The sequence below is a fragment of the Cryobacterium sp. Y57 genome (assembly GCF_002929505.1).
In the GTDB taxonomy this organism is placed as follows: Bacteria; Actinomycetota; Actinomycetes; order Actinomycetales; family Microbacteriaceae; genus Cryobacterium.
Genome location: NZ_PJJL01000069.1, coordinates 63,376 through 79,601, shown reverse-complemented (window position 1 = coordinate 79,601; position 16,226 = coordinate 63,376). Strand labels below are relative to the sequence as shown.

Here is a 16,226-nt window from a genome sequence, read left to right as displayed (position 1 = left end):
CCGCTAGCCCGGTGTCGGATGGCCCGCGTCACCAGCGGCGCGCTGAGGAGGCGGAGATGATCGTGAGCAGCGCGTCACGCATCGCGTCCACGTTTTCGAGCTCGGGAAAGAGGTCGGCCTCGAGCGTGCGGCACTTCTCCCAGACGGCGGTACCGGCATCCGTTCTGACCACGGAGTGTCGGCGGGCGTCGTGCTCGTCCCGGGTGCGCGCGACGTAGCCCTCGCGCTCGAGTCGTTCGAGGGTGCGAGACATGGTCTGCGTTTGCACGCGGGCGGCATGAGCGAGTTCGGTCTGGCTGAGCGGCCCCGGGCCGAGCAAGTGCAGTGCGATCATGCCGGCATGGGTGAGTCCCAGCTGATCCAGCGCCTCCACCCAGGCGTGTTCGACCAGCCGCGCGGCGGTCGACAGCAGTCGTCCGGTCGGCCAGCAGGCCATGGACTCCTGCACGGGCGCCGGTCTCGGCTCCTGCTCCGCTGGGGGTTCCGGATCAGGTGTAGTCATGCCCCTAATCTAGTGCTAGCGTCAACTAATCAGCTAGCTGACTAGTAGGAGACTGAGATGAAACTGAGCAGCGATCGTCTGCGCCAGACCGTGGTGCTGGTCAGTGCGATCCTGGCCATCGTAGGATCATTCATCGGTTCGGGCGCCGCCGGTGGAACCCCGATCCAGAACGCGTCGGGCGGGGCCCTAGCCGCCGATGCGACCCCGATCGCCCCCGCCGGCGCGGCATTTGGCATCTGGACGCCGATCTACCTCGGCCTCATCGCCTACGCCATCTGGCAGTTCCTGCCGGCGCAGACAACGGATGCCCGGCAGCGCGCCCTCGGCTACCCGGTCGCCGCAACACTGGTCCTGAACGCGGCCTGGATCCTCAGCATCCAATTCGACCTGCTCGCACTCAGCGTCCCCGTGATCGTGCTGCTTCTGGCCGTGCTGGTCCGGGGGTTCCAGCTCACCCTCGCCTCTCGGCCGAAGAACCTGGTCGAGACGATCGTCGCCGACGGCACGATCGGCCTGTACCTGGGTTGGGTCAGCATCGCCACCGCGGCGAACGTGACGGCCGTACTCGTCGCCGGCGGCTTCGGCGGCTTCGGCATCAGCGCGGACGTCTGGGCAGTCGGGGTGATCGCGGTGGCCGGTTTCGTCGGCGTGCTGATCGCTCTCTCCGGGCATGGCCGGCTCGCCCCCTCCGCGTCCCTCTGCTGGGGACTCGCCTGGATCGCCGTCGCCCGCCTCACCGGCCCCCTTCTCTCCACCCCGGCCGCGATCGCGGCCCTCGTCGCGGTGGTTGTCATTCTCGCCGTCACCGTCACCATTCGCATCCGACGCGCCTCCCCCACGTCAACGCGAGGACTGGTACCCGCATGACGAGCACCTCTCCCCCGCCCCCACCTCCCCCACCGCCCGCCGCCGCTGGGCCGGCCTCGTCGTCATCAGCGTCGCGGTCGCCCTGATCATCGTCGACTCCACGATCATCAACGTTGCCATCCCGTCGATCGTGGACGATCTGGGCATCACGTCGACCCAGGTGCAGTGGGTGCAGGAGAGCTACACCCTCGTCTTCGCCGCGCTCCTGCTCGTGTTCGGCACGCTCGCCGACCGCTTCGGGCGCCGCCGGCTCCTGGTGCTCGGCGTGATCGTCTTCGCCACGGCATCCGTCTTCGCCGCGTTCTCCCAGTCGGGCGACCTGCTGATCCTGGCCCGGCTGATCCAGGGCGTCGGGGGCGCGATGGTGCTGCCGACCACGCTGTCGATCATCAACGCCACCTTCCGTGGCCGGGACCGCGGCATCGCGTTCGCGATCTGGGGCTCCACCATCGGTGGCATGGTGGCCGTCGGCCCGCTGCTCGGCGGCTGGCTCACCACCTACTTCTCCTGGCGCTGGGCGTTCGGCATCAACCTGCCCCTCGGCATCGTCATCATCATCGGCGTGCTGGTCTTCGTGGTCGAATCCCGGGATGCCGGGGAGCCCCACCGCGTCGACGTGATCGGCGCCATCCTCTCGGTCATCACCAGCGCCTCGCTCGTCTTCGGGTTGATCGAGGGCCGCACCTACGGCTGGTGGCTCACCAACAACGCCCCGACGATCGGCGACTGGACCTGGCCGTACTCCTGGTCGGTTATCCCATTCGTTTTCCTGCTCACCATCGTTTGCGGGATCGCCTTCGTCTCCTGGGGGCGCTACCGGCAGCGGGCCGGCCAGACCACCCTGCTCGCCTTCTCCCTGTTCGCGATCCCCTCGTTCCGTAACGGCAACATCGCCGCCATGATCGTATCGCTCGGTGAATTCGGCATCATCCTCTCGCTGCCGCTCTGGTTGCAGAACGTGCTCGGCTATGACGCCCTGCAGACCGGTTTCGTGCTGCTCGCCCTCGCGGTGGGCTCGTTCGTGGCCAGCGCGCTCTCGGGCGCGTTCGGCAACAAGACCTCGCCAGAGACGATCGTGCGCCTGGGCATCATCGCGGAGATCATCGGTGTCACCGGGCTCGGCATCATCATCACCGCGGAAACCACCTGGCTAACGGTCGTGCCGTTCCTGTTCGTCTACGGGATCGGAGTCGGTCTGGCCACCGCGCAGCTGACCGGCGTGGTGCTCAAGGACGTCCCGGTGGCGCAGAGCGGCCAGGGCTCCGGCACCTCCAGCACCGCCCGGCAGATCGGGTCCGCGCTCGGAATCGCAGTGCTCGGCACGGTGCTGTTCACCGCGGTCGGCGCATCGCTCGACGCGAAGTTGTCTTCCGTGCCGGGCCTGCCGGCCCAGACCCAGACGCAGATCGTCGACGCGGTCGTCAACAGTGCCGGCTCCGCGATCCCTGCTCTGGAGGCGCAGAGCCCGGCCGTGGCGGATGCCGCCCGGGAGGCCTTCAGCGACGGCACCCGGTACTCGGCCTTCGCCGCGGCCGGGTTTCTCGTACTCGGCTTCCTGGCGACGCTGCGGCTCTCCGGAACGGCGCCGCACCACGAACAGCGCGACGAGGAAGCGGCCAGCGCAAGCGTCATCGCCGCCCGGACGTCGGAGGAACCGGTCTAGGGCCTGTTCCTCATAGCCTGGCGAGGGTGTTTGCGGGAAATATTGGCACATGTCTCGTACTGGCATGGTGACGCCCGCACGCATGAAGAAGGGCCCCGGCAGAACCCGGGGCCCTTCAGGTCAGGCAGTCGAGCTAGTTGGTACGGGAGTACTTGTTTTCTGCATCGAACTTGTAGATGCCGATGGTTGCACCGGTGGGGTCGCCGTTCTCATCAAACGTGATCGGACCAGAGAAACCATCATAATCGACTTGCTCACCCGCCTTGAGCGCTGTGGCAGCAGTCTTGAAGTCGGTGGTCTTGGTGCCATCGCCGGTTCCGCCGGAGACCTGACGCAGATAGCTCGCAATCGACTTGCCCGACACGTCCTGGCCCGCGTAGGCGGCCAGGGCGATCAGAACGACGGCGTCATACGACTCGGCGGCGTAGCTGAAGTCGGTTAGCTTCGGGTCGATTTCGAGCAGGCGCTTGGTGAAGTCACCGAGAGATGCGGTATCGAGGCCGGGCAACGTGCCTTGGGCACCTTTGATGAGACCGGGCGCAAAGACAGCGCTGTAGTCGGAGACGTTTCCGTCGACGAAGTACAACTTGTCGCCCGCGAAGCCCGCGGCGACCAGGTCGGGAACGATGACCTTGGCCTGGTCAAACGTGATCAGGGCAATCGCGTCGGGATCCTGAGCCGTGACCTCGGCGATCTGAGCGGTGAAGTTCGGGTCGCCCTCGTTGAACAAGGCCGTCGCGACGACCTCGCCACCGCCGGCGGTGAATGCATCACTGACATATTTGGCCAGACCGGTTCCGTAGGCGTCGTTCAGCACGATCAGGCCAAGGGTTTCGTTTCCATCGTCAGCAATCAGGTTGCCCAGCACTTCACCCTGCAGCACATCGGAGGGCGCTGTACGCCAGTACAGACCGTTATCGGCGTACGTGGTGAACGCGTCCGAGGTGTTGGCCGGGGAGAACTGCACGACGCCGGCACCGGTGATCTGGTCAATCACGGTCTTGGACACACCCGACGAGGCTGCACCAACGATGGCCGAGACGTTCTTCGACAACAGGTCGGTCACGGCGACGGTGGCGAGGTCGGTCGTGGTGTCGCTCGAGTCGCGGAAGATCGGCTCGATGTTGATGCCGAGGCCCGCCGCGTTGATGTCGTTGATAGCGAGCTGAACGCCCGCTTCTTCGGGCGGGCCGAGGAAGGCCAGTCCACCACTCTGCGGGAGGAGAGTACCGATCTTCAGGGAAAGATCACGATCACCAGCCTTGACCGGCTGGAAGTCCCCAGCAGAATCCGCAGTGGGGGCTGCTGATTCTGCTGGCGCCGTAGCAGCGCCATTGCTGCAGCCGGTGAGCAAAAGGGCGCTCACGCCGATGAGGGCGACACCGGTAACGAGGGTATGAACTGAGCGGGAGGCCGAGGCCTTCGCGAAAACGCTCATGTTGCTCCTTGATTGATAAAGGGGGTAAGACTGATCAGCCGATTGACTGCCGTGGTGTCAGAGTAGGCAATCAAGGCCCCGGAAACCTACCCCTTCACGGGAGAACTTGGTAAAGCGACCAAATCGTTACGAACGACGGCCGGTCACCCCTTGATAATCGATGATCTGGTTCTCCGTCAGGGCAAAAACACACTCCCCCCAGGATGCGCACACGGCGGTTCCAGAAACCACCCGGGGCCAGCCAGCTTCGAGCGAGGCGCCACCATCATCCGCGGTGATGACGGAGGCCAGGGCTGCCGTGATGACCCCGTCGTAGGCTTCCGCACCGCCAGCCGTGACCGTTAGCCCTGGGTCGGCGGTCTTCAGCCGGGCAGTGAACTCCTCGTCAGCGGCAAGCGGAGTTCCCCCGTTGGCAAAGTCGATGAGGGCCATGATGGCGGTGTTGCCAACGGAACTTTCAACATCCGCTGGCAACGCTGTCGTTGCGTCCCACAGCACCAGGTCGACGCCGCGCGCCGCAAGGTCGGCGTAGGCGGCGGCGAGGTCTCCGTCGGAGTTGCGGTGAATGAGCTGCACGGGCTGGGTGGGAGTGGTCTGGTCGGCGAGGATATCGCGCACGGCGATTTCGGTGCCGGCTACCTGGGCCGCGCCGCTCGCGGCATTTTCACCGGTCATGGGAAACAGCGTGCCGATGCTCAGCGTGCCGTCGCCGGTCGGGCTGGTGCTCTCGACCGGAGTTGGAATCGTGGTCGACGTGGCCGCCGGGGCGCCAGTACAACCCGTCAGGGCCAAGGCGAGCAGAAAAACTACGGCGATCATGGGGCGATGGGGCATGTGGATCCTCAAGTACGGAAATGGCGTGAAATGAACTGAACTGGACTGACGCGTGCAAGGTGACGGTTCACCGTATCGGCTAACCGGCCCGGTCTTGGGAGCTAGGCGACTTCACGGATGCTGCGCCGGGGACTGCGACCGGAAGCCACCATGTCAGCCATCAAAACGATCAGGGCCACCCAGACCAGACCGAAGCCGACCCAGCGTTCGAACGGCATTGCCTCGTTCAGAATGAACACGCCCACGAGGAACTGGAACACCGGCGCCACGAATTGAATGAGTCCGAGCACGGTCAACGGCAGTCGCCGAGCGGCCGCGGCGAACAGCAGCAGCGGTACCGCGGTGATAATCCCGGCCGCGAGCAGACTCGCCGTGTGCCAGGGCGACACCGTGCCGAAGGTGATTCCGGACAGTCCCGAGACGACAACGAGTTGCACGACGGCGACCGGGGCCAGCCACGCGGTCTCAAGGGTGAGGCCGGTGACGGCATCCACACTCGGACCGACGCGCTTTTTGATCAGACCGTACAACCCGAAGGAAAATGCGAGAATAAGCGAGATCCATGGTACGGAACCATATCCGACGGCGAGAACGACGACGGCGACACAGCTGATCACGATGGCCACCCACTGCAGCCGGCGCATATTTTCCCGCAGCACGAAAACGCCGAGCAACACGGTAACGATCGGATTAATGAAGTAGCCCAAGGCCGCTTCGACGACGTGTCCGGTGGTCGCGGCGATCACGTAGGTCTGCCAGTTGATGAAAATGAACACCCCGGCCAGGCCCATGGTCCACACCAGACGCCGCTGCCGCAGGGCCCGCCCGAGCACCGTCCAGGTGCGAGTGACCGTGATGATCAGAGCGCAGAAGACGAGCGAGAACAGCACCCGCCACGCCACGATCTCAAACGCGCCGGAGGGCGCGAGCAGCAGAAAATAGAGCGGCAGCGCCCCCCAGAGGGCGTAGGAGAGACCACCGAAGATAAGGCCGGAACGGTACGTGGAATGGGCTCTCGTGCGGTCCGATGCGGCAGCATCCGTCATGGTCTTCTCCTGCGGAACAAAAGTACACAAACAAAAACTCCCGAACAGCACTGCTATTCGGGAGTTTCAGTCTAGAGACTAGAAGCGAAGAGAACTACTTAGCGTACGACGACGGCGAGCACGTCGCGAGCGGAGAGAACCAGCAGGTCATCGCCACCGAACTTGACCTCGGTTCCGCCGTACTTGGAGTAGATCACCTTGTCGCCGACGGCGATGTCGAGGGGGACGCGGTTGCCGTTGTCGTCAATGCGGCCGGGGCCGACTGCAACAACTTCGCCCTCCTGGGGCTTTTCCTTCGCGGTGTCAGGAATGACCAGACCTGATGCGGTGGTCTGCTCGGCGTCGACCTGCTTGATGACGATGCGATCCTCGAGCGGCTTGATGGAGACCGACACGGTTGACCTCTTTCTAAGATTTGGGTTAGCAGACTCCCAGCGAGAGTGCCAAGTGAAGTTTAGGGGGGTTCTGGCACTCACGCAACGTGAGTGCCAGATGGGGGGTCATTTTGCTAACGTTGCAGCATGGATCGAACCGAACTCGTTGACCTGCTTTCCCCCGCGAGTTTGCGACTGCTGGACTCCCTGCCGTCGTATGACAGCCAGGGCGACGTGCTGAAGCTTGTGAGCGACCTGCGTAAGGCCGGACACCCATCCGACGTCGTGTCGGCCGTGCTCAACCAGTCCCGGCTTCGGGCGAAGGCCACCGTCAAGTTCGGTGAATTCGCCGAGCGGATGCTGTTCACGGAGGCTGGTCTGGAGCAGGCGACACGATTACGCGTCGCCGCGCTGCACGCCGGTCGGTTCGCCGGGCTCGGCGCGGCCCTGGGCCGCCCGCCGCGGGTCGCCGATCTCGGCTGCGGCATCGGCGGCGACGCCATGGCCCTCGCCGCCCTGGACGTTTCGGTCGTCGCCATCGACGCCGACGAGGTCACGGCGACCGTCGCGAGCTTCAACCTCGCACCGTTTCCCAACGCTTCTGCCCTGCAGGCCGACGCGGAGACGTTCGACCTCGGTGATGTCGACGCGGTCTGGCTCGACCCGGCCCGCCGTACGAGTGGACACAGCAACACGACGCGGCTGACCCGCTCCGAGGATTACTCCCCCTCACTCGACTTCGCGTACCTGCTGGCCACCCGGTTGCCGCTTGGGATGAAGCTCGGCCCCGGTCACGACCGCGACCGGATTCCCGTCGACGCCGAGGCCCAGTGGGTGTCGGTGGATGGCCAGCTGGTGGAAATGGGGCTGTGGTTTGGCGCACTCGCACGCATCGGCATCCGTCGATCGGCTCTGCTCCTGACTCCTGACGGCACGCACGAACTGACTGCCCCCGAAGACAGTGCAGACGTCGAAGCGGGCAGCCTCGGAAATTACGTCTACGAACCCGACGGCGCGGTCATTCGGGCGCGGCTGATCGGTGATCTGGCCCGCTCGCTGAACGCGCATATGGTGAGCGAGGGCATCGCCTACCTGACCAATGACCGGCTCACTCCAACACCGTTCGCGAGTGCCTTCCGGGTGCTCGAGACTCTGCCCTTCGACGAAAAGAAGCTGCGGCTGGCGTTGCTTCAGCGACGGATCGGTACTCTCGAAATCAAAAAACGCGGCGTCGACGTGGATCCGGCGACGTTGCGCACCCGACTCAAGCTCAAGGGGCCCGAGTCAGCAACCCTGATTCTGACGCGGGCGGCCGGGCATCGCGTTGCACTGCTCGTGGAGCGCGTGCGCTAGCCGGCGAGGCCGCTGCCTGACTGCGAAAATTCTCGGCGGGTACGTGTTTTCGAGCGAATGTCCAAACTTCGGTCCGGACCGCCCTAGAGCAGGGGCAGCACGGTCTGACTGATATAAACGATCCAGCCGGCCGCGAGTAGAACGCCGACGAGACCACTCACGAGGCCGCTGAGCCAGAGAGTGCGCGCCCGATTCTCGGTGCTGCGCGCAATCAGCGCGAGGGCGATCGCGATGAGCGCTGGCGGCAGACCGAACACACCGATCACTCCCAAGCCGAGCCCGGCCAGGCCACAACTCACGGCGGCGATCGAGAGCCGGCGACGGCCGGTGATGCGCTCCACCTCCGCCTCGGTGTAGGTATACGGCACGAACTCGGTGGGAGCGGTCACGGTGGACGCCCAGTCGAGCTGGCTACCCGGCGGCGCGGGAGCACGCGTGTAGCCCAGCTGCGCCGAGGCGTCATCGTGCTGGTGGGGTGTCGTCATGGGCGTCCTCTGGCCGCGAACCGCAAGCAACGGAACGCTGGGATCGACCCGGAGTCGGTCGAAACGTGCCGAGCGGCCCCGCACGGGGCCACTGCTGCGTCGCTATCTGTAATAGCCCGCGCCCGTGGAGGCTGCGGCTATCACGAAAGCGATCGTGATAATGATGAAAATGGTGCCGCCGAGCAGTCCGACGTAGCCGAGGATGGTTCCCCAAAGGGCGAGCCCGCGTCCCTTTTCGCCGGTTTTCTTGATCTGGCTCAGGGCAATGTGGCCGGTGACGATACCGACGACCGAGACAAAGAGGATCGAGGTAACGAGGGAGATGATCGACAGAACGTTGTATTTGTCGTGCGGGTTCTGTTGGCCGTATAGATTCTGGCCGTACGCCGGCGGCTGCCCATAAACCGGAGCCTGGCCATATCCCGGCGCTTCCTGACCTCCCGTTGCCGGGTAACTTGGCGCCGCCGGGTAAGCCGGAGCGGCCGGAGTTTCGTAAGCGGGGGATGCGCTGGGATCGGTCGGCTTCGAGCTCGTCGGGTCGCTGCTCGTCGGGTCGCTGCTCGTCGGGTCGCTGCTCGTCGGGTTGTCGGGGGGCTGGGTGGGATCAGACATCTGCGGTCTCCTCTGTGCTAAAAATTCAGGGTCGCTGATCCAGAATATCGCGTGGGCTTGCACGTCGGTGATTTCCGGAGTAGATCAGACCTGAATCTGGTCGACCGGCAGGGTCGAGTCCGCGCCGAATTCCAGCGTTGACGGTTCGCGTCCGGCCATGATGAGTTGCGCGCCCAGGGCTGCGATCATGGCGCCGTTGTCGGTGCACAGAGAGAGCGGCGGGATGCGTAAGGCGATGCCGGCAGCATCCGTTCTTTCGGTGGCTATGTGGCGCAGCCGCTGGTTAGCGATGACGCCGCCGCCGAGCAGCAGCCGCGGCACGCCGTAGTCGGCGCAGGCTGCGAGAGCCTTGGTGAGCAGAATATCGACGACCGCTTCGCGAAAACTCGCCGCAACATCGGCCGTGGGCACCGGTTCGCCGGCATCCTGACGCTGTTCCACGAAGCGAGCGACCGAGGTTTTTAGACCCGAAAAGGAGAAATCGTAGCGGTGCGCGGCCATGTCCTTGGGTTGGCTGAGCCCGCGCGGAAAGCGAATGGCCTTCGGGTTACCGTCAGCGGCGACTCGGTCGATCTGCGGTCCGCCGGGGTAGGGCAGCGAGAGCAGCCGGGCCACCTTGTCGAAGGCTTCGCCAGCGGCATCATCGATGGTCTCGCCGAGTAGTTCGACATCGCTGACCAGGTCGCGCACCAGCAGCAGCGAGGTATGCCCGCCGGAGACCAGCAGCGCGATCGTCGGGTACTCGAGCGGGGCTGCGTCGCTGGTCTCGGTCCTGCTGGTGTGAATGGAATGATGGAGCAGGTCGGCCCCGACGTGGCCGACCAGGTGGTTGACCGCGTAGATCGGCTTGTCGAGCGCAACGGCGAGCGCCTTCGCAGCACCGACTCCGACCATCAGGGCGCCGGAGAGTCCGGGGCCGCAGGTGACGGCGATGGCATCAAGATCGTGCAAGCGGATGCCAGCTTCAGCGATGGCCGCGTTGATGGCCGGCACCAGTTCATCGAGGTGCGCGCGGGCCGCGATCTCCGGCACGACGCCGCCATAGCGGGCGTGCTCGTCCATCGAACTCGCAATCGTATTGGACAGCAGGGTGGTTCCGCGCACGATGCCGATGCCGGTTTCGTCGCAGGAGGTCTCGATGCCGAGCACGAGGGGATCGGTGCGGTTCGTAACCATCACGGGATCTCCACGGCTACTAGCATTGATTCCAATTCGGGAATACTCAGGCGCATGACGATGGCGTCGACGTTGTCTGGCTGGTAGTAACCGCGGCGCACCCCCATGTCCAGGAATCCGAGGCGCTCGTAGAGACGCTGGGCACCCGGGTTATCGGCGCGAACCTCGAGAAAGATCAGCCGGGCGCCGCGTTTGCGAGCTTCGCTGATGAGCGCCTCCATGAGTGCACGGCCGAGTCCGTGACCGCGGGCCGAGTCGGCGACGGCGATGGTCTGGATGTCGCCTTCTGTGGCGCCGCGGGGGGCGAGCAGCCCGGCGTAAGCTTCGATCGTGCTCGGGGAATCCGGCGGGAAAGCCACGAGGTAATAGCAGGCCGGGTCTCCAAGATCGCGCAGCATCATGGGCGCCGACCAGGCATCGTTCTCGAAAATGGTCGTCTCGAGGTGCATGATGGCAACCAGGTCGGCTTCGTGCGCGCGGCGCAGCTGCCAGGTCATCGGCTGACCCGCTTGGGGCCGTTCGACAACGTGACATCGGGTGAGCGCAAGTACAGCGGCACATTGGCCGCGAAAGGGCGGTGGTGGGCGAAGCTCAGCTCGGCCACCAGTCCGAGATCTCCAGCCGCGACCGTGGCGGCGTCGATTCGGGGCCACAGCGCGTGCAGCCAGGCCGGGTCGTCGAGTTCGGCCGGTTTGGCGAGGCCGGGTGAACCAACGCGCACCGGCAAACCCACGGCATCCGCTTGGGAATAGGCGCTCCAGTAGATTTCGCGGCGGCGGGCGTCGGTCACGACGACGAGCGGGCCGCTGTGTCCACGGCGGTAGTGGCCGTAGGCGATGGCATCGTGGCTGATGACCGGCACGAGCGGTTTGCCGGCGCCGAGGGCGAAGACCCGGGCCGAGGCGATGCCGACGCGCAGGCCGGTGAACGGGCCGGGGCCCATACCGCCGACCACGCCGGAGAGTGCCGCTGGCGCGATATCCGCTTCCCGCAGACACTCGAGAATGAACGGACCGACAATTTCGGCGTGGCGCATCGTGTCGGCTTCACCGCGTTCGGCGATGACACCCCGGGTGAAATCGACGACGGCAACGCTCGTGCCAGCAGAGGTATCAATGGCGAGTAGCACCCGTTCAGCCTAGCTTTGATGGGGCAAGCGTTTTGCGCGCCGGGCTCCGGTGTGATCAGGTCAGAAAGAGCACGGTGGCGGCCGTTAGTGCGACGACGACGAGGATCGTGCGCAACACCGGGGCCGAGAGGCGCCGACCGATGCGGGCGCCGATCCAACCGCCGAAGGCTGAGCCCACGCCGATCAACAGGGCGATCACCCAATCCACGGTTCCGCTCGAGATGAAAATGATCGCCGACACGAGGTTGGCCGTGCCGGCCAGAACGTTCTTGGCTCCGTTTGCCCGGTGTATATCGGTAGTCCAGAGGATTCCCAGCAGGGCAAGGAGCACCACGCCCTGGGCTGCTCCAAAATATCCGCCGTACACACCCGTACCGAGAATGCCGAGTACCAAACCGAACGTGATCGGGCGGGTGTCGGTGGTTGTGCCTTCGGGCGCTTTGCGCCGAACGTACCGTGCCACTTGGGGCTGCACCGCCGAGAGCATGGCGGCCAACAGCAGGAGGAACGGAACGACCACCGAGAAGGCCTCCTCCGGCAGGATCAGCAGCAGCAGACCGCCGGTCACCCCACCGACAGCCGAAAACACGGCCATCCAGGCCACCGGTCGCCACTGTGACTTGAGTTCCCGCCGGTAACCGTAGGCACCCGCGATCGACCCGGGAACCAGACCAACGGTGTTCGACACGTTCGCGGTGATCGGCGGGACGCCCAGGGCCAGCAGCGTAGGAAAAGTGATCAGGGTCCCCGCGCCGGCGACCACGTTGATGATGCCAGCGGCAATGCCGGCGACCAGAATGATCGCGCCTTCAAGAAGAGTCATTGAGTAAGAGTTCCCTGGGTTTGAGTGTTCAACGGCGACGTCGCAGACAGCGGGCAGCAATGGACACGCTAGACCAACGCCAGACGGTCCCAGCGGGGGCCGTGACCGGCCACGGTCACGGTACGCGGCTCATCGAGGTCGTGATCCAGATCGAGAACGGATGCTTCAGCATCCGTTCTCGACGTCACGAGCGCCCGGCCCTGCGGCCGCTCGATCTCGATGTCCAGCCAGGATTCGGTGATGCCATCGAGCAGGCCGCGGCCCCACTCGACCACGACGATCGAGCGGACGAAGTCGATATCGAGGTCGTCGAGTTCCATGGCGCTGCCGAGGCGGTACGCGTCGACGTGCACGAACGGCGGCCCGCCCACGAGACTCGGGTGTGTGCGAGCGAGCACGAAAGTGGGGCTGGTCACGGCCCCACGCACCTTTAGTCCCTCGCCGAGGCCGCGCGTCAGCGTGGTCTTGCCCGCCCCCAGCGGTCCGGTGAGCACGATGAGGTCACCGGGCAGCAGGGCTCCGGCGAGGTCCACTCCGAAGCGGTGCATCGCCGCCGCATTCGCAATCGTGCGGTGCAGCTCAGCCATTGAGGTGTCGCCGCGTCACCCGGGGCCCGATTCGCGTGACGATCTCATAGTTGATCGTGCCGGCGGCGTCGGCCCAGTCGGTGGCACTCGGCGCTCCCGTGGCCGGGTCGCCGAACAGTACGACCTCGTCGCCGACAGCGACTCCCGGGTTCTCGGAGCCGAGGTTCACGACAAACTGGTCCATCGCCACCCGTCCGACCAGCGGATAGTTCGCGCTGTGAATGTGCACGAGCGCCGCACCCGAGGCCTGCCGGGGAATGCCGTCGGCATAGCCGAGCGGAACGAGCACGAGCGTGGAATCCTGCGGCGCGCGCCACAGGTAGTTGTACGAGACTCCAGCGCCGGCACTGACCCGGCGGACGAGGGCAACCCGGCCGCGCAGGGTCATGGCCGGAATCAAGCCGAGATCGGCCGAGGTTGCATCGTCGAAGGGCGACAGCCCGTAGATGGTGATGCCGAATCGCACCATGGTGAAGCGAGCGGCCGGCAGCCGCAGTGCCGCTGCTGACGATGCAAGATGCACGAGCGTGGGGGTCAGCCCGGCCGCGCGGGCGGCGGCGACGCCGCGTTCGAAGCATTCGAGCGCCTGCTGATCATCGAACGCCGACGCGTTGGCGAGGTGGCTCATGACACCGTCGACGCGCAGCAGCCCGACCCTCTCGAGCGCAGCGGCGAGCGCGAAGACCTCGGCCCAGTCGTTCTCGTGCACGCCATTCCGGCTCAGGCCGGTTTCCAGTTTCAGATGAACGGATGCGCTCTGGCCGAGTTCCGCCGCGGCATCCGCTACCTGTTGCACCTGCTGCGCTGAGGAGAGCCCGAGCGTGACGTCGTCGTCGATCGCGGCGCTGAAATCAGCGTCGGAGTCGTGCAGCCAGGCGAGAATCGGTGCGTCGATGCCCGCGTCACGTAGGACCAGGGCCTCATCGATGTCGGCGACGCCAAGCCAGTCGGCCCCACCCGCGAGGGCAGCGCGCGCCACCGGCACGGCGCCATGACCGTAGGCGTTGGCTTTGACGACCGCCATGGCGTGCGCGGTGCCGGCGACAGCGCGCAGGTGGGCCATGTTGTGGCGAATGGCAGCGAGGTCGACCATGGCCTCGCGAAAACCGCTCATCACTCCCCCTCGGCGACGACGAAGGCGCAAGCCACGCCCGCGTCGTGCGTCATGGTGACGTGCACCCGGGTGATGCCACGCTCGGTGAGCGCTGCCTGGGCCGCCCCACTGAGCTGGAATTCCGGATTGCCGTGCGGGTCGTTCACAATTTCCATCTCCTGCCAGGTAGCGCCCACACTATCGCCGAGAGCCTTGATCAGGGCTTCCTTGGCGGCGAAACGCGCTGCGAGAGAGTGCACCGGCAGACCGCGTTCGTTTTCCGTGAACAACCGCGGCACCAGGCGCGGCGTGCGCGCGACCTGACGAGCGAACCGCGCCAGGTCGACCACGTCAACCCCGATGCCCTTGATCATCGTGCCACCTCGACTGGCACTACTCGACCGTGACGGACTTTGCGAGGTTGCGCGGCTGGTCGACGTCGAGACCCTTGGCGATGGCGAGCTCCATGGCGAACATCTGCAGCGGTACCACGGCCAGCAGCGGCTCGAACAGCGGCGCCGCGAGGGGAATGTGAATGACAGTGTCGGCAAACGGCAGCACCGCTGCGTCTCCGACCTCGGCGATGACGATGATGCGCGCGCCGCGGGCCCGGATCTCCTGAATGTTGGAGACGACCTTCGGATGCAAATGGGCTGAGCCGCGCGGGCTCGGCACGACGACGAAAACCGGCTGGCCGGGCTCGATCAGGGCGATCGGGCCGTGCTTGAGTTCACCGGCGGCAAAGCCTTCGGCGTGGATGTAGGCGAGTTCCTTGAGCTTGAGCGCCCCCTCGAGCGCGATCGGAAAGCCGACGTGGCGGCCGAGGAACAGTACCGCTCGGGTATCGCTCATCCAGCGCGCCAGCTGGCGCACCTCGTCTTCAACGCCGAGAACGGTCTGGATCTTCTCCGGGATGGCCTGCAGTTCGGCAACCTGCGCGGCCTGCTCGGCAGCACTCAGGCTCCCGCGCACCCGGGCGAGGTGCAGGGCGAACAGGTAGAGGGCGGTGATCTGGGCCACGAAGGCCTTGGTCGACGCCACGGCAACCTCGGGCCCGGCGTGGGTGTAAATCACCGCGTCACTCTCACGCGGGATGGTCGCTCCCTGCGTGTTGCAGATCGAGATGGCCTTAGCGCCGAGCGACATGGCGTATTTGACGGCCATGAGCGTGTCCATGGTCTCGCCGGACTGACTGATCGAGATCACCAGGGTGTCTTCGCCAAGTACCGGGTCGCGATAGCGGAACTCGTGGCTGAGTTCGACGTCCACCGGCACCTGCGCCCATTTTTCAATGGCGTATTTGGCTGTCTGGGCAGCGTAGGCCGCAGTTCCGCAGGCGATGATCACGATACGACGGACGCCAGCGAGCACATCGTCGCCGAATTCGGTCAGTTCGGGAACGACCACCTGTTCGGCGGTGATGCGCCCGCGAAGGGTGTTGGCGACGGCATCGGGCTGCTCGGAGACTTCCTTCGCCATGAAGCTGGTCCAGCCTCCTTTTTCGCTGGCGGAGGCATCCCAGGCAATGTCGAACTCTTCGGTCTCGACGGGGTGACCGTCGAAGTCGGTGACGGTGACGGCATCCGCTGTGATGGTGACGATCTGGTCTTGCCCGATGGCGACGGCGCGACGGGTGTATTCGACGAACGCCGCGACGTCGGAGCCGAGAAAGTTCTCGCCCTCGCCGAGACCGATGACGAGCGGCGAGTTGCGGCGGGCTCCGACGACGATGCCGGGCTGGTCCTGGTGCACGGCGAGCAGCGTGAACGCTCCGTCGAGGCGGGCCACGATGGTGCGGAAGGCTTCCGCCAGGTCGCCGACGCGCTGGTATTCCCGGCCGAGCAGCACCGCGGCGACCTCCGTGTCGGTCTCACTCAGAAAGGTGAAGCCTTCGGCGAGCAGTTCTCCCCGCAGCTCGGCGAAGTTTTCGATGATGCCGTTGTGGATGAGGGCGAGTTTGTTGTTGTCACCGAGATGCGGGTGCGCGTTTTCGTCATTGGGACCGCCGTGGGTGGCCCAGCGGGTGTGACCGATTCCAGTCGTGCCGTCGTTGATGGGGTGGGCTTTGAGCTCCGTGGTCAGTGCCGACAGCTTGCCGGCCTTCTTGGCCGTGTTGAGCACCCCGAATTCGTCGATCACGGCGATACCCGCGGAATCGTACCCTCGATATTCGAGCCGTCCGAGTCCTCCCATGAGAACGTCAACGGTCTTATTGCTTCCGACATAACCTACGATTCCGCACAT

General features: G+C 65.4%; 18 protein-coding genes. 3 read left to right on the top strand and 15 right to left on the bottom strand.

Going from position 1 to position 16,226, the window contains the following annotated elements:
• Nucleotides 1–28: 28 nt before the first annotated feature.
• Nucleotides 29–502: a MarR family winged helix-turn-helix transcriptional regulator gene (locus tag CXY72_RS11895; protein WP_370446257.1), complete on the bottom strand. Its 474-nt coding sequence runs from the start codon at nucleotides 500–502 to the stop codon at nucleotides 29–31.
• Nucleotides 503–559: 57 nt separating this feature from the next.
• Here CXY72_RS11895 and CXY72_RS11890 point away from each other — a divergent pair, with 57 nt between their 5' ends.
• Nucleotides 560–1,369, top strand: coding sequence for a tryptophan-rich sensory protein (locus CXY72_RS11890; RefSeq protein WP_104127891.1), 810 nt, complete (start codon nucleotides 560–562; stop codon nucleotides 1,367–1,369).
• Between the two features lie 64 nt (nucleotides 1,370–1,433).
• A complete protein-coding gene (locus tag CXY72_RS11885; RefSeq protein WP_233197810.1) occupies nucleotides 1,434–3,032 on the top strand; it encodes an MFS transporter in 1,599 nt (532 codons plus the stop codon).
• Nucleotides 3,033–3,165: 133 nt separating this feature from the next.
• On the opposite strand, the gene CXY72_RS11880 is transcribed toward CXY72_RS11885, so the two are convergent.
• The 4 genes from CXY72_RS11880 to groES form a co-directional block, all read right to left on the bottom strand.
• Nucleotides 3,166–4,470: an ABC transporter substrate-binding protein gene (locus tag CXY72_RS11880; RefSeq protein WP_104127889.1), complete on the bottom strand. Its 1,305-nt coding sequence runs from the start codon at nucleotides 4,468–4,470 to the stop codon at nucleotides 3,166–3,168.
• 126 nt (nucleotides 4,471–4,596) lie between these two features.
• Nucleotides 4,597–5,304, bottom strand: a complete 708-nt coding sequence (locus CXY72_RS11875; protein WP_146071153.1) for a hypothetical protein — start codon at nucleotides 5,302–5,304, stop codon at nucleotides 4,597–4,599.
• Between the two features lie 101 nt (nucleotides 5,305–5,405).
• Entirely contained in the window at nucleotides 5,406–6,350 is a 945-nt protein-coding gene (gene rarD, locus CXY72_RS11870) for an EamA family transporter RarD (RefSeq protein ID WP_104127887.1), read from the bottom strand.
• A 98-nt stretch (nucleotides 6,351–6,448) separates the two neighbouring features.
• Nucleotides 6,449–6,745: a co-chaperone GroES gene (gene groES, locus CXY72_RS11865; RefSeq protein WP_092107311.1), complete on the bottom strand. Its 297-nt coding sequence runs from the start codon at nucleotides 6,743–6,745 to the stop codon at nucleotides 6,449–6,451.
• A gap of 126 nt (nucleotides 6,746–6,871) precedes the next feature.
• Between groES and CXY72_RS11860 the strand changes: the two genes are divergently transcribed.
• Nucleotides 6,872–8,077, top strand: a complete 1,206-nt coding sequence (locus CXY72_RS11860; RefSeq protein ID WP_104127886.1) for a class I SAM-dependent methyltransferase — start codon at nucleotides 6,872–6,874, stop codon at nucleotides 8,075–8,077.
• 83 nt (nucleotides 8,078–8,160) lie between these two features.
• Here the strand turns inward: CXY72_RS11860 and CXY72_RS11855 are convergent, their stop codons facing one another.
• The 10 genes from CXY72_RS11855 to glmS form a co-directional block, all read right to left on the bottom strand.
• Complete coding sequence (locus CXY72_RS11855) at nucleotides 8,161–8,562, bottom strand: hypothetical protein (protein WP_104127885.1); 402 nt, start codon at nucleotides 8,560–8,562, stop codon at nucleotides 8,161–8,163.
• Between the two features lie 102 nt (nucleotides 8,563–8,664).
• Entirely contained in the window at nucleotides 8,665–9,174 is a 510-nt protein-coding gene (locus CXY72_RS11850; protein WP_104127884.1) for a DUF4190 domain-containing protein, read from the bottom strand.
• An 84-nt stretch (nucleotides 9,175–9,258) separates the two neighbouring features.
• Complete coding sequence (gene tsaD, locus CXY72_RS11845; protein WP_104127883.1) at nucleotides 9,259–10,350, bottom strand: tRNA (adenosine(37)-N6)-threonylcarbamoyltransferase complex transferase subunit TsaD; 1,092 nt, start codon at nucleotides 10,348–10,350, stop codon at nucleotides 9,259–9,261.
• Nucleotides 10,350–10,847: a ribosomal protein S18-alanine N-acetyltransferase gene (gene rimI, locus CXY72_RS11840; RefSeq protein ID WP_104127882.1), complete on the bottom strand. Its 498-nt coding sequence runs from the start codon at nucleotides 10,845–10,847 to the stop codon at nucleotides 10,350–10,352. Before rimI ends, tsaD begins: the two co-directional genes overlap by 1 nt.
• Nucleotides 10,844–11,479 (bottom strand): tRNA (adenosine(37)-N6)-threonylcarbamoyltransferase complex dimerization subunit type 1 TsaB, encoded by a 636-nt coding sequence (gene tsaB, locus CXY72_RS11835; protein ID WP_104127881.1) that lies wholly within the window; start codon nucleotides 11,477–11,479, stop codon nucleotides 10,844–10,846. The genes rimI and tsaB overlap by 4 nt, the downstream gene beginning before the upstream one ends.
• A gap of 55 nt (nucleotides 11,480–11,534) precedes the next feature.
• Nucleotides 11,535–12,302 (bottom strand): sulfite exporter TauE/SafE family protein, encoded by a 768-nt coding sequence (locus CXY72_RS11830; protein WP_104127880.1) that lies wholly within the window; start codon nucleotides 12,300–12,302, stop codon nucleotides 11,535–11,537.
• Nucleotides 12,303–12,370: 68 nt separating this feature from the next.
• Nucleotides 12,371–12,889: a tRNA (adenosine(37)-N6)-threonylcarbamoyltransferase complex ATPase subunit type 1 TsaE gene (tsaE, locus tag CXY72_RS11825; protein ID WP_199184029.1), complete on the bottom strand. Its 519-nt coding sequence runs from the start codon at nucleotides 12,887–12,889 to the stop codon at nucleotides 12,371–12,373.
• Nucleotides 12,882–14,003 carry an alanine racemase gene (gene alr, locus CXY72_RS11820; RefSeq protein ID WP_104127879.1) on the bottom strand — a complete coding sequence of 374 codons (1,122 nt, stop codon included), beginning with the start codon at nucleotides 14,001–14,003 and terminating at the stop codon, nucleotides 12,882–12,884. The genes tsaE and alr overlap by 8 nt, the downstream gene beginning before the upstream one ends.
• Nucleotides 14,003–14,356, bottom strand: a complete 354-nt coding sequence (locus CXY72_RS11815; protein ID WP_104127878.1) for a holo-ACP synthase — start codon at nucleotides 14,354–14,356, stop codon at nucleotides 14,003–14,005. Before CXY72_RS11815 ends, alr begins: the two co-directional genes overlap by 1 nt.
• 19 nt (nucleotides 14,357–14,375) lie before the next feature.
• Entirely contained in the window at nucleotides 14,376–16,226 is a 1,851-nt protein-coding gene (gene glmS / locus CXY72_RS11810) for a glutamine--fructose-6-phosphate transaminase (isomerizing) (protein ID WP_104127877.1), read from the bottom strand.